Raw genomic sequence first — 23,354 nt, 5'->3', positions numbered from 1 at the left:
GAAATTTATTCTGTATTGGAAAAAGTTTAGGTATGCAATCACGCTTAGGCAAATGTTGGTTTAGGTTATTAATTTTGGTAATCTGTGTTCTGGTTACAGGTTGTAGTAAGAATGATATGCCTTTTCCAAGATGTATATCTGCTGATTATTTTGGTCCTGAACCCATTGCAATTGGTGCTCATTTTTCAAGAGATCATGATGCTTTTGTTCCAGAAGATAGAGAAATTATTGATCCTAATACTGGAGAAATTAATTATGGTTTTCACCCTAATCAAGTAGTGAAGTGGAAGGATACCGGCCTTGAAACCAATGGAGATAGTTTAGTAGTACGAGTAGATGGTGCATGGACATCTTGGAGCAATAGTAATAAGAAGAAATCTCAAAGTAGTTATAGTTTGGAAAGTTTGGAGCAGTTAAAATATGCAACCAAATTTGAAAGAGGGGAAGGTGACAACAGTCTGCCTGACTTTCACTTAGTTTGTAATGATTATAAACCTAGCATACAAAAATTTTCAAGTAAGCCTAAAGCAAGTTGCACTGTAAAGTGCAAGTGCATTAATGAAGATGATAGCGCAAATACAGTATCACGTGGTGCTCCATGTTGGTTTACCAACGGTCATGGTGCTTATCTTTTGTTTAAAACGGGGAAAGGTGATCCTAACGAAAATCTAAAGTTAATGCGCGATCCTCAATATCCTACTGTACATCTAGGTTACAACTCCATGGCAGAAAATGGGAGCGGTCTTTTTACTTTAGACAGAGATAACACCATATTACAGGACAGGAATTGTAATACGGTGAGGTTAGAAAAAGGATGGAAAATATATGTAAAGATATTAGATAGATATTATCTAGATAATGCAGGTGGCTACTCTTTTGAATTTTTGAGCGGAGTGCAGAAACCAAGTAACTTTGGATTTTTTGATTACGTTTATAACTATCTAAAATGTGTATTATTGATTAACGAAAATTGTAAAAAGCATTTTGATAGCAATGATCCTGCAGCTGCACAAGCGATATTTCAAAATATAGCTGAAAAAAGTACGAGCTTTCACAATTTTGTTCTTTCCTTGCTTGTTCTATTTATAGTGATTTCATCGCTTCTTTATCTTTTTGGAATGATAAGAGAAACTAAGCATGATATGCTCATCAGAATGATGAAAATCACTCTAGTAATAGTGCTTATATCTCCTGGAAGTTTTAGATTTTTCTATGATCATTTTCTTGTTTTATTTGTTAAAGGTCTTGAACAATTGATAAGCATAATTACTAATTTTGCTCCCAACATGAACACCGGAGGTAATTCAAACGTTGCTCAAGGAAATGAAGCTAAATTGTTTAGCTTCATGGAGGATATGTTTAATAAGTTTTTTGCTTACTCTGTTTGGAAAAAGTTTGCAGCATTTTTACATTATCAAATGTGGGCAAGTCTCCTTATGATACCGGCAATTTTTGTAGGGATTGTCTTATATTTCCTGCTGTGTATGTATGCTTACATAATATTCCTTTCTGGTTTTATGGGTATAGCTTTTCTTGTAGCTATAATGCCGCTATTCCTAATCTCTATTTTATTTTCACCACTGAAAAGTCTATTTGAGGGTTGGATAAAATTCTGTATTAGTTTCTGTTTGCAATCAATTATGATATTTACCCTGCTGTCATTACTTGCTGCGATGATAATGAATACCTTTTATAAACAGTTAGGCTTTACTGTGTGCTATAATAAATGGCTTGAAATAAAGTTATGTGCTCCAAAATGGGTATTTGGTGGTTTTTGTATAATTGATAAAGAATACTTTAGCTGGACTCCAGGGCAAATTTTTGTACCTTATGCTATTGGAGAGGCTTCTCCATTGAACGTAGATAAGAATATAGAAGGTATAGAAAAACTAAGCAGAATAGGTGGTACAGTAAAGTTTACTGGTGGCGCTGGATATATCCCTCTTCCACCAGATTACATTAATAAAGGTTTTCGTTATATAGATTATCCTTTCTTTAATCCAATTCCTGGAACTAAAGATAATCCAGCAGACCACTATATTGCGGAAAGTGATATGATAGTTAGTAATGGCTGTAGTGCAAAAGATCTAGTACGCTTAACAAATAGTTTATCTCATGCATCAGAGAGGGCTGACATTATATTACTGATCAACAATATAGAGAAAAGGATAGGTGATGTTAGTGAAATAATAAAACGCTACTGTCAAGATATAAATAAATGCAATAGTTATAGGGAAATAATTAATGAAATAAGATCTTTAGTGCGGAGTGCGATAAAAAAACAAGGTTGTAGAATACTGAAACTTCATGATTTATATAAGGATCCCAACAGTGAATACTGTCAGAAATGTAAAGATTGTGAGGATTGCAAAAATTATAAAGAAAATAGTGATTACCAAAGGGTGCAAGACATACAGAGAGGTTATTTAATCAACGCAGGAGAGATCTTTGTATTGTTCTTGCTTTCGTTTTTGATGTTTTCTTTGAAGGAGTTTGTACAACAGATGGGCTCAAGCATTGCCGGTGGTGGGTTTGGTGTTTACAATATATCTAGTATGTATCAAGCATCACCTGTGACTGGTTTAATGCAGGGATTAAAACAACAGATGCAAGATAAAATTGGTGGAGGGCTAGAGTCTTTAGGTAATTGGGCTACTCATGTACCGGACAGATTAGCTGGAGGTACAGCTAATTTGCTAGGTAGAATACCAGGAGTTGGGGGTGTGCTGAAATATGCTATTAATGTGCCACGTAAGCTTGTAGGTGCTACTATTGAAGCAACAAAATTTGCAACATCACCTAAAAATGATGTTGATAAGCTTGAGGAAAAAATCTACAGGGCGTTTGGAATTGATAAAGAAGATATTGCACATAGAAGAATTGATAAATATTTAGAATATTATAAAGGATATGTAGGATCACATTTGGGCTATACAATAGAAGATGCTATGAAGTTTACTTGGGAACATGGTCTCGACTCTATAGGAATTAACCCTGCTACAGGAGAAAAGGATGGTTACCAGCATAATCTACTCTATAGAGCAAAAACATATAGACGGGAATTTCTTGAGAAGCTTCATGATTACACTATCGGCCGTAAGAGAGAACCAGAAAAAGACAATCCTGATCAATCAAATAAGGTAGAACGAGAGTTAGGCACGGAACTAGTAAGAGATAACCATGATCAGCCACTAGAAGAAGGCGACCCTCTTCGACTACGAGGGGGAGGTCAGCCAGATAAGGTAGTACGAGAACTAAGCACAGAACAAGAAGACAAGCCTAATCAACTACAGCATGATCAGCCAACAGAAGAAGATAAGCCTGATCAATCAAATGAAGTGACACGAAATTTAGGCACGGAACCAGAAAATTTAAAAAACACTACAGAAGCTATAGAAAGACGTGCCGAAAGAGCTAGAAAAAAAGAAGAAAGAGATCAGAATGATGTTGATGATTTTGGGTCTGTTTTTGAAGGTATGGAAAAGCGTACTGAAAGAGAAGGAAGAAGAAAGCAAAATGAGGTTTACAGTCCTTTATCACTTTTTGAGATGAATACTCCAGAAGCGATAGAAAAACGTGCTGAGAGAGCTAGAAAAAAAGAAGAAAGAGATCAGGAAGACAAAAGTTATGATACCTCATCACTTTTTGGAGAAGACAGAGAACGTGAGGGTAGTGAAAGAGCTGATAGCAGAGGTGATAATGACGAGGAATCTTAATTTTAAAGGACTAAGTTATTATGGTCTTCAGCAAGACGAAGATGGTAATATCAAGTTAAACGATTACAATGATGTTTTAAATGCGCGCAGAGCGAGGGTAGATTTGTTACTAGATAGCACTAAGCAAGGTGATGTTAGTCTTTCAAAGCTAAATAAAGCTCTGAATGAGAGACTTATAGATGATAAAGGGCTATCGTCAGAATTTGACAAAGAAGACAAAGAAATTGCACAGAAGGAGCTTAAGATGTTCTCTATTTTAGACGATCTTGATAATCTTGCAAACATTGAAAGTGAAGATCTATTAGAGGTTAGTTTGTTACTATCAGATCTTAGTTTTATAGAGAGAAATATTGTGTTGAATGCCGATCAGAGTTCTGATCTAATAGGGTTCAAAAGTCTATTTATAGAAAAAAAAGCATCTGGTGAGGAATATAGTGATGAAGAGTGTCACAATTTCCTCGATAGTATAGAGAAAATCAATACTTTAATTAAGTTAGAGTTAGAAAGTAGAATTGAAGGGATGGGTCATGATGAAAAAAACAACCATGATGATTTACAAGACGAGATTGGTCGTGCAATCAGTATAGAAAATAAATCAAAGAAAAGCGATTGATCTTGCGTTCCTCCACAAGCAACCTTCTTTCTATTAGACTGCTGAAGCTATGTTGACATTAAATGTGTATTATAAATAATTAGTTAACTTCGAACTTGTTTTATATGTTACGTGTTATTGCGGGTAAATATCGTGGAAGAAAAATAACTACAGGCAAGAATTTAGCTGCACGGCCCACTATGAGTAGTGTCCGAGAAGCAATATTTAGTATACTTTCTTCAAGAAAACCTATTTATAACCTAAATGTACTTGATTTATTCTGCGGAAGTGGCTCTTTTTCATTTGAAGCACTTTCTCGAGGTGCTAAACATGCATTCATGGTAGATTCAGATTATTACAATTTGCAACTGCCTAAAAAAACAGCAGAAGATTTTGGAATTACGAGCGATATCACGTTAATTTGTTGCAATGCTAACGGATTACCAAGACCTATTTCAAAGTGCGATATAGTTTTTATGGATCCACCTTATAATATCAATCTGGTTAACTCAACTTTAGACGAGTTAGCTCACTCAGGCTGGTTAAATGATAATGCGTTAATAATTCTAGAAATGAGGAAAAATGAAGGTTTTGAGTGCAATAAAAACTTCAATATAATTGTGGAGCGTACCTACGGTATTGCAAAAATAATTTTTCTTTCTTCACTCACTTGAATTTCTTTTGTAAACATCTATAGCTAAGCTAAGTAAGATTTTTCCGAGGACTGAAAGAAAAAATCAATTCGTTTTGGTGGGAATAGGGTGTGTAACAGCAAATCAATACGAGTTGATATACTAGAAGAAGCAGTATGGAAAGAAATGAAGATGGTACTCAAAGAACCAGAGGCAATGACTAAGGAATATCAGCTCAGACTCGTAAAACATGAAAGTACGCAAGCAAAGGATTAACTTGAAAAGCGTGCAAGTAAAATAGAACAAGGTATAGAAAAATTAGCTTATGTATATGCAAGGGGTCATATAACGAAGGAAAAGTATGACTTAGAAGTTGAGAGCATGGAAAAGGAGTTAAAGGAATCAGAGATCAAAGGGAAGAAGCTATCGATGAAAAGAGGCTACAGAGAGAATTAGATTTTATCACAAACAGTGTAGAAAGTTTTTCCTCTGAGAGAGCTTAATCAAGCAGACTATGAAACTAAACTTGATATAATAAGAAAGGTATCCGTTCAGCAGAGTGGTTTAAGAAACGATAGATAGAAGATTGTGAAAAGGGTTTAGCCTCCTCTGTTTCCATGTTAAGTATAACGAAATTATTTGCTCAAGGAATGAGTTTCCTCGTTCTGATTGTGTAAAATATGAATTTTTGCGATAAACGACATAATGCCGTATTTGCCGTTCAGCGTGATTATTTGTCAGCGGAGTATTTTCTGGGTCATCTAAAAATTTCCACATCATTCTTTCAGATTTCAAAATATTCTTTGCAACTCGAGACGCTCCAATTGCTTCAGGTAAGCGAGATATTTCCTTCAAATAATACCTTGTACGTTTTCGCAATTTCTTGGCACGTCTAATAAATCTTGAAACATCTATCTCATTTTTTAGTAAAGCTTTTTTCAGTGCAAATAACTCAGTGGCTACATTTCTCAAGTAACAGCCCAGAACTTTAACTTCAAATTTCCAACTATGCGCTAATCTTTCAAAATCCCTTGCTAAGTGTGCCCAACAGATTTGCCTTCTTTCATCAGCAAAGTAGTTGTATGCTGCATATCTGTCGGTTACTACCAAGCTATTACGATTGCAGCATACACTATTTTTTAAAACTTTCATTCCCCTTGACTCTGTCAACTTCACAAAACTTGCCGTATTGCTTGCAAACATCCAACACCAAGCGAGTTTACCTTTGTTATAATGGCTCGTTTCATCAATATGTAGAACTTTACTCCTACTTATCTCTTGTTCGATCTGCTCATACATTTTTTTGCATTTTGAAGCAACTCTATGTTCACTATTTGATATGCTACCGACGCTTATGTTCAAATTGAAGATATCATTTATGATGCTAGCTACTTCGCGCTTTGAATTTTTATAAAACCCACTGAGTGCTGCAACTACTGACTTAACCCTTGGGCCAAATGTATCTGGCGTAACACCCTCTGGTAACTTGCTACTTCTTCTTTTTCCGCATCTCTGACAACGGCCATGTTCCAACTGATATTCCATTACATAAGCCTTAATCTCCGGAAGATCTACTTTCTGATGAATATAAGGTTTTTCGCATATTGCAATCTTCCCTCCGCATTCGCAAGTAGGTGACAACTCTATCTTTATCACCTCATCTGCTTCCATTTTAGCACGATAATTACCCTTATGCCCAACTTGACCACCAATCTTTCTTTCGCTTTTTGGCTTTTCCTTTTTCATTTTGTATAATTCTTTTGAATTGGGAATTGATGAGTTTTTTGAATTTAAACCTAGCCTTTCCTTTAATTCAGCGTTCTCTATCTTTAAAGCCTCATGCTCTGCTTTTAAACTTTCATTCTCTCTTTCCAATCTTTCTATTTTTGCTTCTAACTTTTCTATTTTTTGCTGTAAATTTTTGCAGAGTTCTAAAAGGTTTACCATATTACCTCATATTTACCCTATGATTATCTTTATTATCTTGCTTTGTCTACCTTATTTTGCCGCTCTGCTGAACGGACACTAAGAAAGTTAGTTCAACGCATTGAAATTGACGATGATAACGTACATATAGTGTTTCGATTGAAAGAACTTACTCTCGAAAGGCAAAAAAAAGTGTTCAACATTGTATCGGGATTCCAGTGTCAGCTACTTGCATGACATCCTCTTGCTTCTATAGGTGTCTTTATCTCGTCTACTTTATTTTGCCACACAGATACAATGGTTTCACATGCACTTGGTAGGCTATCTATTTTGACAAAGAAGGACTACCAACACCTTCACTTTTTGCATCACTAAATTTACTTGCCACTTTATCAATAGTCCAAACGAGTGGCGTAACAACGAGCGCAGCAGCCCAAATAACAGCACTAACAACATAACTCAAAACTGTGTTAACAAATTTAGATAATGCCCTACTATGGTCCCATGTCTTACGTGACAACATGGATGAATAATCTATGAACGATTTTGTGTTACGCTTAAGATCAAAACTATCTACTACTTTCGCTAATCCTTTTGCCGGCCAGTATGACAAATACGCCAATGCTAGATATAAAGGTTGCAGAATTACACTAGCTAACGCAAAAGTAGTAGTCTGAATCATAGAAGGATTTTGGTAACTACCAAGAGCTACATTTTTCACTGGCCCAACAACACTGTTGATAAGGTAAACGGATTTATAGAAACTATTTTGTGGAATTTTGTTACATCCAACACTTTTGGTAGGAACATCTCCAAACTTAGCATATTTCTTAAAATTATCATATAAATTTAACATATTACCCCTCTAAAATAAAAACATAATTATCTTACTAATATCGCTTGTTTTAGAATAAATGCAATCACTACCTAACTAAATTATCTGTTGCGCAAAAGCACATATTACCATACCATCGAAAATAAAGAGGTCAGCATGAGTTTTACTTTACCTGAGCTGCCATATGATAAGGCAGCTTTAGAACCTTACATATCTGCAAATACATTGAATTTTCATTATGATAAGCACCATAAGGGATATTTAAATAAACTCAACGAACTGGTTGAAAACACAGATTATCAACATATGGAAATTGAGGAATTAGTAACGAAAGTTCATGGAAATAATAATACAGTTCCTATTTTTAACAATGTAGCACAAGTTTGGAATCACACTTTTTATTGGAATTCAATGAAAAAAAATGGTGGTGGTAAACCTAAAGATGATGGTCTTCTAGCAAAAAAAATTCAAGATGATATCGGTGGCTTTGACAAATTTTGTGAAGAATTTTCAAATTATGGAGTAAGCCAATTTGGTAGTGGATGGGTGTGGTTAGTGCTTGAAAAAGGAAAACTCAAAATCACTAAAACTCCAAATGCGGATCTACCGCTAATTTATGGCCAAGTGCCACTACTTACTATGGATGTATGGGAGCATGCATACTATTTGGATTGCCAAAATCGCAGAATTGACTACATAAAAGTTTTTCTTGATCATTTGATCAATTGGGATTTTGTAGAAGAGAATTTAAAGAAGAATATATAAGATGAATATACCACAAGTAACAAAACTAGATAATGGTCTGCGCATAATAACTGAGCGAGTGCATGAAGTTGATTCCGTAGCTTTAAATATACGAGTTGGTGTTGGCAGTAGAGCTGAAAGTGCAAGTCAAAATGGAATATCTCATTTCCTAGAGCACATGGCTTTCAAAGGAACAAAGACAAGAACTGCTTTTGAAATTGCAAAAGCTTTTGACGACATAGGTGGAGCTTTCAATGCTTGCACCGGTAGAGAAAGTACAAGTTATTACGCAAAGGTTCTTAAAAAAGATATAAAGACTGGCATTGATATATTAATAGATATATTAATGAATTCTACATTTCCAGAGGATGAATTGGAACGCGAAAAGGGTGTTGTAATACAAGAGATTTTTCAAACTAATGATTCACCGAGCGATATCATTTTTGATAAGTATTTTGAAGCAGCTTTTAAAGATCAACCATTTGGTAGGTCAATCTTGGGTACGCAAGATACTGTCAAATCTTTTACTCGAGCTAATCTAGATAACTACATAAATGAGCATTACTTTGGCGAGAACATTATATTTGCTGTTGCAGGAAATGTTGAACATGAGGAGGTTGTTCAATTAATCAAAGACTTTCTCTCAAAGATTCATTCAAAAGAGCTGAAAAAAAGCGAGAATGCAAGTTATACCGGTGGTGAGTATTTAGAACATCGTAAATTAGATCAAGTACATTTATTAATTGGTCTACCTAGTGTTTCTCGTGATGATAATAGATATCACACATTCAAAGTTCTTGATGCCATACTGGGAAGTGGCATGTCATCACGCCTGTTTCAGGAAGTAAGAGAAAAGCAGGGGCTTGCTTATTCCATTTACTCATTCAACTCTAGCTATGCTGATACAGGAATGCTTTCGATTTTTGCTGGTACAGATAGCAGTAATCTAGATAAGCTTTTGAAAGCTATAACGACAGAGTTGAAGAAATTGTCTACAGATGATTTAAAGGAAGAAGAAGTAAATAGAGTAAAAGAACGAGTAAAATCTCAAATTTTAATGTCACGCGAAAGTGTTAGCTCGCGTGCTGAAACGTTAGGACACTACTACGGTAACTATAATAAATACATCAGTAAAAACGAATTAATAGAAAAAATTAGTGCTGTTACTATTTACGATATAAAAAAAGCAGCAGAAGAATTGCTATCTCAGCATGAAAGAATTACTTTAGCTGCGATTGGAGAAATTAATTCATTGCCAAGTTACGATAAAGTGGTTTCTATGCTTAGTGTACTTTAATTATGTTGCTTATGCTCACTAAAAAGTTCAATGAATGGTTGCAAAATCCTTTCTATAAAAAGTTTGCTTTCTGGTTCATCGCATATACCACTAATCATTTTATTGAAAGTTTTTTCGCTGTTTTGTAAAAATAAATAGCTTTCTACTGATTGCACAATAGACAAGGCAGTTAAAATTCCTCCTATCACTAAACAAGAAGCTATAGCAGGTACGGTACCCACTGCAATTCCAGTTGCGATTAATGATAAACCAGCTAAGAGTGTAAAGGCTGAAACGCAAAACGCTATTTGATGTTTTTCTTTATTTTTAACCATAAATGCCTCACAAAAATTATATTTCTAGTATATCCGTATATATAATGTACTGTCAAGTTTTTAAAGAAGATTAAAAAATGCAACGCACATGTGCAAAATATGAACTAGGTATATAATTCACAATGCAGCGGTATTTCACTAATCCAATTATTTTTTTCCTGATCTAGCCTATCATTCAATATTGCTTGTCTTATTGATTCCATCAACTTATTCATGAAGAAAACATTGTGAATGGTAACGAGTGTATAAGCCAGCAACTCTTTAGCTTTCAGTAGATGGTGTATATAAGCTCTTGAATGTTTTCTGCAGGTAAAGCACAAACAATCACTCTCAATTGGGTTATCATCTAGTTCGAATCGTTGATTTCGCAAATTAATATGCTCTTTGCACTTTGAAGAAATAGAATCTCTATTTTTTACTTTAACAAGCGCGCCACCATGTCTTGCGAGGCGAGTTGGATGCACGCAATCAAATGTATCAACTCCAAGCTCTACTCCACGAAAAATGTCTACAATTCCACCAATACCAAGCAAATGAGTAGGCCTATCTTTTTTTAAATGTTCCATAGTAAAGGAAACTACATCATACATCTGCTCTTTACTTTGACCAAGTGATCCACCTATTGCTTGACCAAAAAATGGCAAATCGTTGATAAAATCACAACTTTCTCTACGCAAATCTTGATACACTCCGCCTTGACTAATTCCATAAAGCACCTGTTTGCCATTATTATTTTTTTCAAATTCATTTAAAGAACGTTCAGCCCATCTATGGCTCATGAGCATCGATTTCCTTGTGTACTCCTTGCTGACGTGAAATGGAGTACATTCATCTAAAACTAAGATTAAATCTGCACCTAATTTTTGTTGAATTTGTATCGACTTTTCAGGAGTTAGACAATAAGTTTTACCATTTATGTAAGAACGAAAAATTGCCCCATCCTCGTTAATTTTGATCAGAGTTTTTTGTTTCTGTCTTACTCCCTTTATCTCTTCTGAAACTGATCCGTGTCCTAAACTAAATATCTGGTATCCACCAGAATCAGTGAGCATTGGCCCACTCCATCCCATCATCTTGTGCAAGCCACCAAGCTTTGCCACAGTATCCTCTCCCGGTTGGAGCATTAGGTGATAGGTGTTGGAAAGTATTATCTGAGTACCTGCTTCTCTGATTCTCTCGATATCTGCAGCTTTAATAGCAGCTTTGGTTGCACAAAATATAAATGCTGGTGTTTCTATACTTCCATTTGGAGTTTTGATCGTTCCAACTCTTGCAGAACCTGATTGCTTGGTTATCCTAAACGAGAACTTTTCCATCTATTTACTTGAAAGTTCTGCTATGATATTTTCCACTTTTTCAGGAGTGAGGTTTTCATAAAAATCGTTATTGATCTGTACAACAGGGGCATTAACACATGCACCAAGACATTCAACTTCCTTTAAAGTAAATAGATTATCTTTAGTGGTTTCACCGATATTGATTCCTAGTTTCTTTTTAAAGGTATTTAACACTTCTTCGCTATTACATAACCAGCAAGGAGTTGTTCTACAAACTTGTATTAGATATTTACCTACTGGCTTTAAATTATACATGGTGTAAAAATTTGCCACTTCATATACGCGAATATGTGGAATATGAAGCATGTCAGCAACGTAGCGCATGGCAGATTCAGAAACCCATCCGCATTGTTCTTGTACTAGATACAGTAAAGGCATAACAGCGCTTCCTTCTCTACCTTTAGGATACATCTCTATAGACTTTTTTGCTTTGCTAAGATTGTCTGGTGTAAAACTAAACTGCTCTTCTTTCTCTTTCATCTAATAAGGTTCATGTAAATCTCAACAAATTATACTTGAAGAGTTAACAATTGCAATTAGACTTCTTGCATAATCTAAGACCTACTGTAAACCAAGCTTAGTATAATCCAATTTGACGTACCTTATTATTTTTTTTACTTTGTAATTGATCTACATGAGAAACTTTTTCACCACTTTGTAATCTTTCTCCCTGGAAAATTCCTGCAGGCCTTTCAAAGTACCCACGTTCAATAGCATTGTAAACTGAGTAACCACCAAATAAGCAATTTTTTCCTATTTCTTCTCCACAATCTTTTAATTCTTTCAACCTCTCTTGATCTCTTACTTCTACCTTTATCCAGTCTTTATTTTGCTTATCAGGATATAACCTAACGTCTAACTCTCCCTTAGTGGTAGGGAAAGTCAACACTATATCACTATCGTCCGCAAGATTGGTGTAATTCCTTATACCATTCTTTGTTATAATTGCTACCTCACTTTTACCAATCTTTATTATATCTCTTTCATAGTCTATGTTTCCCTGAGCTCGCCTTAACTCACTAGCTTTTTCTGTGAGCCTTGCAACATTTATTATACTATCTTCGGAATATTCCGAGTATAAAGTAGTGTTATCTATTTTTGCATTCTTTACCATACCATTAATAACTGCTCCTTTTATAACTTCCATAAAATCTAGGGTACTCTCTAGATAATCTAGATAAGCTTCTATCATATTTTCTTTGTGCTCTTTAAATTCAGATTCTAGTGTATCAATTACTTTCATATTATCTTTATTATATAACACTGCCCCTATTGATACCAACTTGCATACTATCTTGCTTGCAACTTCAGGATTCTTTCCTAACTCACCAATCCTTTCCATAACACAATCTGTAAAATTACGCTTCTTATCTTGAGAAAATCGTCTATTAATCCTTCCTCCTGAGAGAATAGCCTCATTTACAACTCCTTCTAGTTCATCCATATTTTGAGCTTTAGAAACTTTATCTAAAAATTCTTTTAGCTTTATCTGTCGATTCGGCGGTAAATTACTCCATAAATCCCTAGAATAATACTCCTTCTCATCATAACTTGACCATTGTAAATTGATTGCATCTGCTTTCAAAAGTAATCTTTTTACTTCAAATTTATTTGCTCTTTCATCAGTACCTGAACGAGCAAAAGAATCAAGATTTTTAGCATGTTGATGCACCTGCAACTCTCCTTCATTACTTCGAAGATTCAAAACCATTCTTAGATCTTGATCATTCCCAAAATCATCTAAGAATTCTTGTAGATCTTCAACAACTGAATCACCTTCTGAGTTATTTACTATATCCAACAACTTTCTTCTCAAGCCCCCCTGTCTCTTAGTTAAAACGTAACCTGAACCATCTTCGAACCAGTCTTTTGTTTCCATTATAGAGCGTAACTTATCACTCAACTTCTCTCGCTTATAAGTCACAAAGTACTTTTCAATATGTTCATGATGATTATCACGTGCAACTTGCAGAGGAGTTTTTCCTTGTTTATCACCTTGATCAGAAATAGCTCCTTTCTATAAGAGTAAAACTACGCCTTCAGAACAACCAACACTAGCAACATGATGCAAAGGCGTTTTTTTTTCATTATCTTCTGCATTAAGGTCAGCTCCCTTTTCTAAGAGAGCAGCTATACTATAAGGTCCAGTAGCATAGTGTAATGGTGTCCTTCCTTTATCATTCTTGGTATTAGGGTCAGCTCCTGCTTCTAAAAGCAAACTTACGGCACAATCATATTGTTTTCTTGCCCAAGCCATACTTGATATTATGTGCAATATCGTCGAACTAGACTCTCCCCTTTCACAATTAAGAACGGTTTTTAGATTTTGATTATCTTTATTATTTAATAAAAACTTTTGAAGTTGTCGGTAACTATCTCCTGCACTCAAAGATCTCATTGCACTAAAAATAGATAGCAATTCCTCATCTAACTCTTCTTGACTGTCTGTCAACTCAGTTGTAACAAGCCACGCACACATTAAATTATCAAACGAGCCTTTTGTAGCTTCAGCAATATCTACCAAATGACGCCTATCAGGAAACATGAATAAACTTTTAATCAATTCATATTCATAATCCTGTTGTAGCTCGTTTTCTATTCTACTTTCCTTATTAGAATCTTCCCCAGTAACTTCTGGCATATTTACTCCTCACTTTATAAAACCGAATGTAATTATAACAAATAAAGCTAATGCAAGCTAGCTTTCTACTACTTCTTGTATAGTTATATCACTAACACGTAGCGGGATTATAAACATTAAGAAATTAACTAGATGGAAAAAAGGCAAAAGAATCCCCTAGTAGTGAGTTTTATAATGTAAATTGGCGCCGTAATAATGTGCTAACGCTTAAAATAAGCGCGATTTGGCTGAATGTAGAAAAAATAAAAAAAGCCGCTATAATTTTATGTAATTCGCCAATAAATACTCTGAGTTTTTTACTGAATTTTGTCATTGAGCCTGCAGATCAAAACAAGTTTTGAGTCATAAATACCTTTGATGTCATGGTAAGGGTATTTGGGGGATTTGTAAAGGAATTTCTGTTGTCAACAAGCTGCTAAATTTATTATATGGTTTCAAAGGAAACATATTGTCTATGGGAAATCTGGGTTTATTAGCGTATTATCTTAGAGTACTTAAAAATTAATTTCTTAATTTTAGTTAAAATTTTATTGACGTTACATATAGAAATAATCATAATAGCGTTTTATTAAAATTTTAAATATAATTATGTCTATATTAAGTAGATTATTTAGAGTTAATACAACTACACTGAAAGTTAAAGAAGCGATAGGTTTTAACCCTCACTTTTACCCACAATTTTGAGAGGTCATGATGTGAAGCATAACTATGCTCTCCTTAAGATTTTCATAGCCCCGCCATAGAGTCATAGCCCCTGGTAAATTATCACTTTTTCTATTCATAAATCCACCTAATTTTCCTAACCAAATAATAGCTTGTTTTATGTTTGGAGGTTCTTCTGGCAATGTAGCTACTTTATGCTCACGTATGAAAAGGGCCTTCCACTCTTCGTTGCTTAAAATTTTAGTACAGGTTTCCATGGGATTTGATAAAGCGACTTTTGTTAAATATAAAATTTTAAATGCAATAATGCTCTTTATAGCAATTAATTTCTGTAGCCTTTCCTTTGTAGTTAAACGAGAGCTTTCTATTTTACATCCTGATTTTAAAACCCTGAAATACTCCTCAATTTTCCATCTTAGCTTATACCAATTTATCCTTTCTATAGCATCTAAAGTGCTATTAACTGGTACATTAGTCAGCAAAGTCCAATCAATAGCTTCCAATCCTTCAGGAGGATTTGTTTCTTTTGCACTTACCACATATACAGGGATTTTATCACTTATTTTATGCACTGTGTCTTTTGATCCATAAATTGAAGAAGATCTGATAGGTATATAGCCTTTCATATACTTAACTTCAATATTAGCTTTCCTTGATCTTTGGTTTCCACCTTTATTAACTTCTAGAGAAATTTTCTTCTTTACTGGCAGTTGAGTGATGCGTGTTTGCAAATCTGTTTTTCCAATTTCAGTACAGATAAATCTTCTATTAGTTCGATTACGGATTACATAAAAACTACCTAATGTCTCAGTGATCCATAAAAATTTGAAGATATCTGCCTCTCTATCACCAAGGGTAACAAGTTGTACATTTGCAGGAAGGTTGTTTATGCTTTCTTTGAGAGCTGTTATCCACTTATAACTTTCTTTTTCTTCTATGGAGGTACGGTATTTCCTGTTTGCTTTTTCTTGTGACGTTTCTTTTTCCCTAATAGAACGTGCCCAACATTGTTGAGAAGATAGACCTAAAGGCAATCCGTCTTTGCTGACTATTAAGGCACTGTGCAACAGTAAACCCATTTTATGCTTCGTATAAGCTTTAGAAATACTACCTAGCCTCTTAGTTTTTATATGAGAGTCAAAATCCAAATAACTTGTATCTTGAACTGAAAAAACAAACTGATTTCCTTTCATTCTCTCCATAGTTTCTTTGTAATGGGAAGAATAAATTTCCTTATCCTTAAGCTTTTCATTGCTAAATAATCTGTATGCACCCTTAGCTTCTTTCCATCCACTACAGCTTTGATTAATTGATCCAGACGCCTTACCCTCTATACAATAGCCTGTTTTAATAAGTCTCTTATTAAGTCTTGTATCTCCTAAATTAACGTGTTTTAACTCTCTTTCCAGCCATTTATCCCCTAAGCCATCAGTATATTGCACATTTGTACTTACTTCACTCATTTTAATCCCAAATTTATTTGGTATCCATTTTACTCACTTTTTTATTTGTGGGTAAAAGTGAGGGTGATAGAGAGGCAGATATCTTCAAATTTTTATGGATCACTGAGACATTAGGTAGTTTTTATGTAATCCGTAATCGAACTAATAGAAGATTTATCTGTACTGAAATTGGAAAAACAGATTTGCAAACACGCATCACTCAACTGCCAGTAAAGAAGAAAATTTCTCTAGAAGTTAATAAAGGTGGAAACCAAAGATCAAGGAAAGCTAATATTGAAGTTAAGTATATGAAAGGCTATATACCTATCAGATCTTCTTCAATTTATGGATCAAAAGACACAGTGCATAAAATAAGTGATAAAATCCCTGTATATGTGGTAAGTGCAAAAGAAACAAATCCTCCTGAAGGATTGGAAGCTATTGATTGGACTTTGCTGACTAATGTACCAGTTAATAGCACTTTAGATGCTATAGAAAGGATAAATTGGTATAAGCTAAGATGGAAAATTGAGGAGTATTTCAGGGTTTTAAAATCAGGATGTAAAATAGAAAGCTCTCGTTTAACTACAAAGGAAAGGCTACAGAAATTAATTGCTATAAAGAGCATTATTGCATTTAAAATTTTATATTTAACAAAAGTCGCTTTATCAAATCCCATGGAAACCTGTACTAAAATTTTAAGCAACGAAGAGTGGAAGGCCCTTTTCATACGTGAGCATAAAGTAGCTACATTGCCAGAAGAACCTCCAAACATAAAACAAGCTATTATTTGGTTAGGAAAATTAGGTGGATTTATGAATAGAAAAAGTGATAATTTACCAGGGGCTATGACTCTATGGCGGGGCTATGAAAATCTTAAGGAGAGCATAGTTATGCTTCACATCATGACCTCTCAAAATTGTGGGTAAAAGTGAGTGTTAAAATCGGGAGAATAAGGCGGTAGATATAAAATTTCTGCGCCAACTCCTTTAGCAAATCTTATTAGACTTATGAAAAGTAGCATTATCAAGGATAACAGTTTGTCCAGGTTTCAAAATCGGTGTCAGAAACTGCTCAAACCATTTATTAAAGATATCCATATTACAGTGGCCTTCAAATGTTAACGGAACAACTATTTTTCTGCCGTTTAAGGCTGCAATCATACTGATTCGTTGAATTTTTTTACCAGATTTTAGAGCATAAAACCTCTGTCCCTTCTGGCAATATCCATAACTCGGTGTCCAGACTCATCTATATAAACTAAGTTTTGAGGTTCTTTTGTTGCTATAATTTTCAAAAATTCAGCGCGTTTTTCTTCGTTTCTTTCTTTGTATCCATATGTCTTTTTTTGCGTGTGAGTCCAATTTTTTTAAGAGCTCGATGGATCGTTGGGATACTAACATTGCTCCAAAGCTTAGCCATTTCCGATACCACCATATTTTTTAGCAAATTCAGTAAATTTATTCCAGTCAGTAATTTTGTGATTATAACCTCCATTTCCAAGTTTTTTTGACTGAAAATCTCCTGTTTCTTTTCTTCTTTGCTGCCACTCCCATAACGTAGTTCTTCCAATTTTAAATCTTGCTGCCACCGTTTCCCTGCTTTCTCCTTCTTCTAGTGCTTCCATTGCTTTTTTTATAACTATATGCTGCTGGCATCCTTACCTTCACTACTATAAAACCTTATTTTACCTCGTTTGGACTATTATGAAAAGAGCTATACTTACCAGATAATCCTATTTTTAAGGTATTGAGAGAGGGGTGGTCAAAGTAAGTTAACTAGTTTTTGGCCACTCATCATAAAAAAATATTTCTTCTATTGGTCTTCTTTTCTTCTTACTTGTTTCAGCGCCATCTTCTTCGTAACCAACCGCTATCACTGACATTACATTAAAATCATCGGATATGTTGAATTTTTCTACTATTTTATCTCTATCAAATCCACCCATTTGATGAGCCATTAAGTTCATAGCTGCAGCCTGTAGCATAAGTGCATAATTTGCTGCACCAGTATCGTGATTAGCCCAAAAATTTTCACCTTTGTCAGATTTACGGAAATTCTTAGCGCTTAGAGATATAATTAGTATTTGTGCATCTTTTGCCCACTTTTGATTAGATTCATCAAGGCAATTTAGCAGCTTTTCCCATGCGCTTTGATTGTTCTGTTTGTTGCATATTACGTATCTCCAGGGTTCATCACCAAAACATGAGGGAGTCAGCCTTACAGCTTCCATTAAAATATCCATGTCTTCCTGAGATATTGCTCTTGTAGGATCGTATGAACGTCCGCTGTGTCTTGCTTTCATCAACGATAATAGATCTTGTTTACTCATCATTTTTAATTTAATAGTGCATAAATAATTCATTGTAGCACAATATGAGCAAAATTTAAATTGCAAAACCTCTCATACACATATATGACATTTAATAAGTTATTTTTATTGGGAAAGTATGTTTATAACACAATCTAGCAGCAGATCAACACTGGCTGAAATATTGTCTTGCGTTTTACTTTTATTCTTGATGGCTCAAATAAGCATACCATTGCAGCCTGTGCCTATCACATTGCAAACTTTAGGAGTAATGCTTATTGGGCTTAAATTTAACCGCAGAACAGCATTCTATTCTGTGCTTACATATCTATCACTTGGTGCAGCAGGATTTCCTGTTTTTGCGAATTTTTCTGGTGGTCATCACATTTTTCTCGGGCCAACAGGTGGATATTTGATTGGCTGTTTAGTTGCTGTTGTAGTAATGAGCAGAGTAAATGAATTACTGAACTCTAAATATAAATCATTTATGTGTAATTCTTTAAGTTGTCTGGCGGGTACAGTCGTAATCTTTATTTGTGGTATTAGTTGGCTTACTATTTACGTGGGTCTGAAACAAGCAATAATGGTAGGTGTTTTACCATTCATCCTTCCTGGTTTGGTAAAAATTTTTCTACTTGTAGCAGCTTTGCAGTATTTGAAAAAGTGATAAGGTTTCGTCCTCATCATTTTATGTGCACTCTTGCATTTCAAGGGTATGGATATTCTCAGAGCTTTGTAGAAAATTACAAAAAGATAGGAAGTAAAGTAATTAGTGATCCTAATACTAAAATCGAAGTAGTTGATAATCTTGACACTATTTGTAGTGTTTGCCCAAACCAGACTAAACAAGGTAAATGTACCACACAAGCTAAAGTTTTAGAGCTAGATAGAAGGCATATGGAAATTTTAGGAATAAAAATTGGCGAGATTTTGACCTGGAGTAAAGCAGTAAAAAGAATTAGAAAGAAAATGTCTTTAGAGAAATTTGACTACGCATGTAAGGAGTGTAATTGGCAACCATATGGAATCTGTAGAAGTGCTCTTTTAACTCATTCTAAATAGTATCTGCCAATTAATAATATCTTTATTATTATATTAGATAAGTAATTTAGCATTTATGAATTTGTAATGTGTTGCGTATAGTTCAAAGAAATAAGATTTACTGGTTACGCGCTGCAGCCAATGCCACAACACTAGGATCTATGTTTGTCTGCATGTTAATTTGCGTTGTGATTTTATGGAGGTCTTCTGTTACCTATGCTAGTGAAAATTTGGAGATACAGAAGGTCTTTGATAGTGTTGTCAAGCATATAAAAGCTGATAAAAAATATAAAGATCTTGATGTTATCGAGAGAAAAAGTGACAAATTTAATATCAAAATTTCGCAGAATTCTGGCAAGAATTTTGACATATACTCTATTTTAAAAAAAGCAAAAGATTCCTTTGAGTTAGGAGATAGTGAAACAGCTACTTCTCTCCTCAATCAGATTATCGCAAAATTTCCTTATCATGAAAGTGCTTTAATTGGACTAGGGAATATCTATTACGCTAACAAAGAATTTAAAAAAGCTGTAGAGATTTACACAAGACTGTTAAAAGAATATCCTAGCAACCCTTATGTATTAAAGAATTTTCTGACGATAATCTCACAATATGATCCTAATTTAGCATTGAGTGAAATGTTGAAATTGTATGATACACTCAGAAATAGCGCCCCTTTATCAGCAAATTTAGGTTTGATCTATATGAAAAAAGGGGATTACGTAAAAGCTAAAGAATATATGAAAGCAGCAATTTCTTTAGATCAAAACAATATTTTTTATACCTATAATTTAGCTGTTATTCTAGATAAGCTCTCAGATTTTAAAAATGCCACAGCATGTTATTCAAAGTTGTTGAACATGTCAAAAAATGCAAGTGAAAGAATACCTTTATACAAGGTAGTAGCAAGGCTAAAATTTATACAACTCCATAGTGCGCACCCAGCGATTCCATAAGAGTTGCTTGTATCGCTATTTTTGTTTACAACAACAACATTGAACTATAGAATTATATCTAGAGGGGCAATTAGCTCAGCTGGTAGAGCATCTCGTTTACACCGAGGAGGTCGGCAGTTCAAGTCTGTCATTGCCCATTAGCCTAGTTGAATATTAATATTACAATTATTTCAATCAAAGTATAGAAAATGCAAGACAACATAGTACCAGTTTCAATAGTGAAAGAGCTAGAGGATTCTTATCTCTCCTACGCAATGAGTGTGATCATAAGTCGAGCTATACCTGATGTGCGAGATGGATTTAAACCTGTTCATAGGCGCATATTATACGCAATGTCGAGGGCTGGGTTCGATGCCGGTAAACCGTATAAAAAAGCAGCTCGTATAGTCGGGGATGTAATGGGAAAATATCACCCACATGGTGACATGGCTATCTATGACTCCTTGGTCAGGATGGCTCAAGATTTTTCTCTTCTTTTACCACTTATTGATGGGCAAGGTAACTTTGGTTCGATAGATGGAGATCCGCCAGCTTCAATGCGATATACAGAAGCAAGGCTCCACAGAGTGTCGCATTTTTTACTAAATGATATTGACGAAGATACAGTTGATTTTAGGCCAAACTATGATGGAAATGAAACAGAGCCTGTTGTACTGCCTGCAGAATTTCCGAATCTATTGGTAAATGGTGCAAGCGGTGTTGCAGTTGGTATGGCAACCAATATTCCTTCTCACAACCTTGGAGAAATAATAGATGCTTGTATGTTATATATAGATAATCCTGAAGTTACTTTGGATGAGTTACTTGAAGTGATGCCAGGACCGGATTTCCCAACTGGGGGAACGATTCTTGGAAGGTCTGGAATAAGATCAGCATTTGCAACGGGTCGTGGATCAATTGTTGTGCAAGGCAAGACTCACATGGAAGACCTGTCACAAGATAGGCAAGCAATAGTGATTGATGAAATACCTTACCAGGTAAATAAAGTAAAATTAATTGAGAAGATAGGTGAGCTTGTAAAAGAAAAAAGAATTGATGGCATAACAGAAATTAGGGATGAATCTGATAAGTCTGGTATTAGGGTAGTAATTGACCTCAGAAGAAATGCTGAAGCAAGTTTTATACTTAATCAAATATTGGGACTAACTCCACTAAGAAGTAGTTTTAGTGTTAACACTTTAGTCCTCAACAACAACAGGCCTGCTTTGATGTCGTTGAAAGAAATTATAGCTGCTTTTATTGATTTTAGAAAAGAAGTATTAATCAGGAGAACAGAGTTTCGTCTAAGAAAAACGAGGGAAAAAGCTCATATATACATAGGGCTCTACATTGCGGTCTTGAGCATAGATGAAGTGATAAAAATCATCCGTGGTGCAAAAGATCCTGCGGAAGCAAGTAGAGAACTTTTAAATAAAGAATGGAAAACTTCAGCTGAGATAAACACAATTATTGGATTAATCTCAGACAGCACAAGCTTTTTGAAAGACGGAGTGTATAGATTAACTGAGCTGCAAACGAAAGCTATTCTTGACATGAAATTGCAACGTTTAACAGGCCTTGAAAAAGACAAATTAGAAGCTGAGCTAAGTTCAATGATCAACCTGATAAAAGAATATATCGCTTTTCTTGGCTCAGGAGAGAAGTTGATGAAAGAAATAAAAAACAATCTACAAGAAATAAAGAACAGATTTACTGTGCCGCGAAAAACTTCAATAGAGGAATCAGATACGGACATTGAAGCTGAAGATCTAATTCCACAAGAGGATATGGTGATAACCGTAACTATGAATGGTTATATCAAGCGTGTGAAGCTTTCTCATTATAGAACTCAGCGTCGTGGTGGAAAAGGAAAGCTAGGACAAGGATTAAAAGAAGAGGATGTAACCACAAAATTATTTGTTGGGAATACCCACACTAGCCTTTTATTCTTTTCTAATATTGGCCGAGTCTATAGATTAAAAGTTTATAAGTTACCTATTGCAGAGCCAACTGCACGTGGAAGAGCACTTGTTAATATATTCCCGCTTAGCGATGGTGAAACTATAACTAATATAATGCCATTACCAAGTGAAAATGACGAAAATCAAAACATAGTTTTTGCTACTGCTCATGGGAACATAAGGCGCAACTCTTTAGCAGATTTTCACTATATTCCAAGCAATGGAAAAATAGCAATCAAGCTCGATGAAGGAGATAAGTTAATATCAGTTAAAGTATGCAATGAAATTGATCATGTTTTTCTTTCAACAAGATTCGGCAAAAGTATCAGATTTGTTGTAAGTGATGTGCGTCAATTTAAAAGTCGCAATTCAGATGGCGTAAGAGGTATCAAACTTGCAAAGAATGACAGCGTGATATCTATGACCATATTAAATGGGATAGGTGTAGCAACAGAAACAAAAGAACTTTACTTAAAAGTTCCACTTGCAAAAAGACTGGGGACTGCAATTAATAACTCCATTGATTCTAAATTGGAAAAGACTTTGAATGATTTAGGAATAGATAACAAACTGTTCTTAAAACTTGCAATGAATGAGGAGTTCATATTAACTATTACTGAAAATGGCTTTGGTAAAAGAACTTCTGCGTACGAGTATAGGGTAACAAATAGAGGTGGTGTTGGTATTACAAATATCCTTACTACCGACAGAAACGGTAATGTTGTTGCTAGCTTTCCAGTTGAACAGGGTGATAATATCATGCTTATTACAGATAAAGGAAAGTTAATTCGTATTTCAGTAAATGATATCAGAATTGCAGGACGTAGCACTCAAGGAGTCACTCTGTTTAAAACAGAGAGTAGAGAAAAGGTGGTGTCAGTAGCGAAAATTGAGGATCCCGATTCCACTGAAGATAGTATTTCCGAAATTGACAACTCTGTTTCTTCTTAACTGTATAGCAAAGGTT

The 23,354-nt window shown here is 34.8% G+C and carries 20 protein-coding genes, 1 tRNA gene and 1 pseudogene; 12 read left to right on the top strand and 10 right to left on the bottom strand.

The genetic code is table 11. The features are described from left to right. Nucleotides 1-32: 32 nt before the first annotated feature. The 4 genes from ACE38P_RS04495 to ACE38P_RS04480 all read left to right on the top strand — a co-directional run bounded on the left by ACE38P_RS04495 (nucleotide 33) and on the right by ACE38P_RS04480 (nucleotide 5,216). The gene (locus tag ACE38P_RS04495) at nucleotides 33-3,716 is read left to right on the top strand and encodes a type IV secretion system protein (RefSeq protein WP_374699583.1); all 3,684 of its coding nucleotides are present in this window, start codon (nucleotides 33-35) and stop codon (nucleotides 3,714-3,716) included. Further along, on the top strand, nucleotides 3,700-4,329 hold the full coding sequence (locus ACE38P_RS04490) for a hypothetical protein (RefSeq protein ID WP_019236666.1): 630 nt from the start codon (nucleotides 3,700-3,702) through the stop codon (nucleotides 4,327-4,329). The genes ACE38P_RS04495 and ACE38P_RS04490 overlap by 17 nt, the downstream gene beginning before the upstream one ends. A 104-nt stretch (nucleotides 4,330-4,433) precedes the next feature. Continuing rightward, nucleotides 4,434-4,982, top strand: a complete 549-nt coding sequence (gene rsmD, locus ACE38P_RS04485; protein WP_264375818.1) for a 16S rRNA (guanine(966)-N(2))-methyltransferase RsmD — start codon at nucleotides 4,434-4,436, stop codon at nucleotides 4,980-4,982. A gap of 87 nt (nucleotides 4,983-5,069) precedes the next feature. Then, complete coding sequence (locus ACE38P_RS04480) at nucleotides 5,070-5,216, top strand: hypothetical protein (protein ID WP_164819305.1); 147 nt, start codon at nucleotides 5,070-5,072, stop codon at nucleotides 5,214-5,216. 288 nt (nucleotides 5,217-5,504) lie between these two features. Here the strand turns inward: ACE38P_RS04480 and tnpC are convergent, their stop codons facing one another. Beyond that, nucleotides 5,505-6,887 (bottom strand): IS66 family transposase, encoded by a 1,383-nt coding sequence (gene tnpC, locus ACE38P_RS04475; RefSeq protein WP_374699286.1) that lies wholly within the window; start codon nucleotides 6,885-6,887, stop codon nucleotides 5,505-5,507. 304 nt (nucleotides 6,888-7,191) lie between these two features. Then, on the bottom strand, nucleotides 7,192-7,722 hold the full coding sequence (locus ACE38P_RS04470; RefSeq protein WP_374699582.1) for a hypothetical protein: 531 nt from the start codon (nucleotides 7,720-7,722) through the stop codon (nucleotides 7,192-7,194). Between the two features lie 135 nt (nucleotides 7,723-7,857). Here ACE38P_RS04470 and ACE38P_RS04465 point away from each other — a divergent pair, with 135 nt between their 5' ends. Together ACE38P_RS04465 and ACE38P_RS04460 are read left to right on the top strand one after the other, a co-directional pair. Then, complete coding sequence (locus ACE38P_RS04465) at nucleotides 7,858-8,466, top strand: superoxide dismutase (RefSeq protein WP_007302021.1); 609 nt, start codon at nucleotides 7,858-7,860, stop codon at nucleotides 8,464-8,466. Between the two features lies 1 nt (nucleotide 8,467). Next, nucleotides 8,468-9,742: a M16 family metallopeptidase gene (locus ACE38P_RS04460; protein WP_010402417.1), complete on the top strand. Its 1,275-nt coding sequence runs from the start codon at nucleotides 8,468-8,470 to the stop codon at nucleotides 9,740-9,742. On the opposite strand, the gene ACE38P_RS04455 is transcribed toward ACE38P_RS04460, so the two are convergent. The 6 genes from ACE38P_RS04455 to ACE38P_RS04430 all read right to left on the bottom strand — a co-directional run bounded on the left by ACE38P_RS04455 (nucleotide 9,739) and on the right by ACE38P_RS04430 (nucleotide 16,160). After that, nucleotides 9,739-10,056, bottom strand: a complete 318-nt coding sequence (locus ACE38P_RS04455; RefSeq protein ID WP_010402415.1) for a hypothetical protein — start codon at nucleotides 10,054-10,056, stop codon at nucleotides 9,739-9,741. The two genes, ACE38P_RS04460 and ACE38P_RS04455, sit on opposite strands and share 4 nt — an antisense overlap. A gap of 104 nt (nucleotides 10,057-10,160) precedes the next feature. Then, the gene (tgt, locus tag ACE38P_RS04450) at nucleotides 10,161-11,372 is read right to left on the bottom strand and encodes a tRNA guanosine(34) transglycosylase Tgt (RefSeq protein ID WP_254229541.1); all 1,212 of its coding nucleotides are present in this window, start codon (nucleotides 11,370-11,372) and stop codon (nucleotides 10,161-10,163) included. Beyond that, entirely contained in the window at nucleotides 11,373-11,873 is a 501-nt protein-coding gene (nuoE, locus tag ACE38P_RS04445) for an NADH-quinone oxidoreductase subunit NuoE (protein WP_064085503.1), read from the bottom strand. 97 nt (nucleotides 11,874-11,970) lie between these two features. Further along, complete coding sequence (locus ACE38P_RS04440; protein ID WP_374699581.1) at nucleotides 11,971-13,296, bottom strand: hypothetical protein; 1,326 nt, start codon at nucleotides 13,294-13,296, stop codon at nucleotides 11,971-11,973. A 114-nt stretch (nucleotides 13,297-13,410) separates the two neighbouring features. After that, nucleotides 13,411-14,034: an ankyrin repeat domain-containing protein gene (locus ACE38P_RS04435; RefSeq protein ID WP_374699580.1), complete on the bottom strand. Its 624-nt coding sequence runs from the start codon at nucleotides 14,032-14,034 to the stop codon at nucleotides 13,411-13,413. 668 nt (nucleotides 14,035-14,702) lie between these two features. Next, a complete protein-coding gene (locus ACE38P_RS04430) occupies nucleotides 14,703-16,160 on the bottom strand; it encodes an IS4 family transposase (protein WP_374699293.1) in 1,458 nt (485 codons plus the stop codon). A 47-nt stretch (nucleotides 16,161-16,207) separates the two neighbouring features. On the opposite strand from ACE38P_RS04430, the gene ACE38P_RS04425 reads away from it, so the two are divergent. Further along, complete coding sequence (locus ACE38P_RS04425; protein WP_374699579.1) at nucleotides 16,208-17,068, top strand: IS4 family transposase; 861 nt, start codon at nucleotides 16,208-16,210, stop codon at nucleotides 17,066-17,068. 8 nt (nucleotides 17,069-17,076) lie between these two features. Here the strand turns inward: ACE38P_RS04425 and ACE38P_RS04420 are convergent. Together ACE38P_RS04420 and ACE38P_RS04415 are read right to left on the bottom strand one after the other, a co-directional pair. Then, nucleotides 17,077-17,797, bottom strand: a pseudogene (locus ACE38P_RS04420) (IS630 family transposase); the annotation flags it as partial. 116 nt (nucleotides 17,798-17,913) lie between these two features. After that, entirely contained in the window at nucleotides 17,914-18,504 is a 591-nt protein-coding gene (locus ACE38P_RS04415; RefSeq protein ID WP_010403959.1) for a nitroreductase family protein, read from the bottom strand. Between the two features lie 85 nt (nucleotides 18,505-18,589). On the opposite strand from ACE38P_RS04415, the gene ACE38P_RS04410 reads away from it, so the two are divergent. From ACE38P_RS04410 to gyrA, 5 genes are all read left to right on the top strand, one after another. Then, a complete protein-coding gene (locus tag ACE38P_RS04410; RefSeq protein WP_353281399.1) occupies nucleotides 18,590-19,117 on the top strand; it encodes a biotin transporter BioY in 528 nt (175 codons plus the stop codon). Further along, the gene (locus tag ACE38P_RS04405) at nucleotides 19,114-19,512 is read left to right on the top strand and encodes a DUF1284 domain-containing protein (RefSeq protein ID WP_374699578.1); all 399 of its coding nucleotides are present in this window, start codon (nucleotides 19,114-19,116) and stop codon (nucleotides 19,510-19,512) included. Before ACE38P_RS04410 ends, ACE38P_RS04405 begins: the two co-directional genes overlap by 4 nt. A gap of 68 nt (nucleotides 19,513-19,580) precedes the next feature. Then, a complete protein-coding gene (locus ACE38P_RS04400; RefSeq protein ID WP_064085957.1) occupies nucleotides 19,581-20,447 on the top strand; it encodes a tetratricopeptide repeat protein in 867 nt (288 codons plus the stop codon). Nucleotides 20,448-20,511: 64 nt separating this feature from the next. After that, nucleotides 20,512-20,584, top strand: a tRNA-Val gene (locus ACE38P_RS04395). Between the two features lie 51 nt (nucleotides 20,585-20,635). Continuing rightward, complete coding sequence (gene gyrA, locus ACE38P_RS04390) at nucleotides 20,636-23,338, top strand: DNA topoisomerase (ATP-hydrolyzing) subunit A (RefSeq protein ID WP_010403949.1); 2,703 nt, start codon at nucleotides 20,636-20,638, stop codon at nucleotides 23,336-23,338. The last annotated feature ends 16 nt before the right edge of the window (nucleotides 23,339-23,354 follow it).

This window comes from Wolbachia endosymbiont (group A) of Limnophora tigrina (assembly GCF_964263225.1).
Taxonomy (GTDB): domain Bacteria; phylum Pseudomonadota; class Alphaproteobacteria; order Rickettsiales; family Anaplasmataceae; genus Wolbachia.
The sequence above is the reverse complement of the archived record's forward strand: the minus strand, read 5'-3'. Positions and strand labels throughout refer to the sequence as shown.

Bases quoted from the DNA above. Each gene is read 5' to 3' on its own strand.
- ACE38P_RS04460 (WP_010402417.1), top strand. From the start codon at position 8,468: ATGAATATACCACAAGTAACAAAACTAGATAATGGTCTGCGCATAATA.
- ACE38P_RS04415 (WP_010403959.1), bottom strand. From the start codon at position 18,504: ATGAATTATTTATGCACTATTAAATTAAAAATGATGAGTAAACAAGAT.
- ACE38P_RS04410 (WP_353281399.1), top strand. From the start codon at position 18,590: ATGTTTATAACACAATCTAGCAGCAGATCAACACTGGCTGAAATATTG.
- ACE38P_RS04430 (WP_374699293.1), bottom strand. From the start codon at position 16,160: ATGAGTGAAGTAAGTACAAATGTGCAATATACTGATGGCTTAGGGGAT.
- nuoE (WP_064085503.1), bottom strand. From the start codon at position 11,873: ATGAAAGAGAAAGAAGAGCAGTTTAGTTTTACACCAGACAATCTTAGC.
- ACE38P_RS04435 (WP_374699580.1), bottom strand. From the start codon at position 14,034: ATGCCAGAAGTTACTGGGGAAGATTCTAATAAGGAAAGTAGAATAGAA.
- tgt (WP_254229541.1), bottom strand. From the start codon at position 11,372: ATGGAAAAGTTCTCGTTTAGGATAACCAAGCAATCAGGTTCTGCAAGA.
- rsmD (WP_264375818.1), top strand. From the start codon at position 4,434: ATGTTACGTGTTATTGCGGGTAAATATCGTGGAAGAAAAATAACTACA.
- ACE38P_RS04455 (WP_010402415.1), bottom strand. From the start codon at position 10,056: ATGGTTAAAAATAAAGAAAAACATCAAATAGCGTTTTGCGTTTCAGCC.
- ACE38P_RS04490 (WP_019236666.1), top strand. From the start codon at position 3,700: ATGACGAGGAATCTTAATTTTAAAGGACTAAGTTATTATGGTCTTCAG.
- ACE38P_RS04495 (WP_374699583.1), top strand. From the start codon at position 33: ATGCAATCACGCTTAGGCAAATGTTGGTTTAGGTTATTAATTTTGGTA.
- gyrA (WP_010403949.1), top strand. From the start codon at position 20,636: ATGCAAGACAACATAGTACCAGTTTCAATAGTGAAAGAGCTAGAGGAT.
- ACE38P_RS04465 (WP_007302021.1), top strand. From the start codon at position 7,858: ATGAGTTTTACTTTACCTGAGCTGCCATATGATAAGGCAGCTTTAGAA.
- ACE38P_RS04470 (WP_374699582.1), bottom strand. From the start codon at position 7,722: ATGTTAAATTTATATGATAATTTTAAGAAATATGCTAAGTTTGGAGAT.
- tnpC (WP_374699286.1), bottom strand. From the start codon at position 6,887: ATGGTAAACCTTTTAGAACTCTGCAAAAATTTACAGCAAAAAATAGAA.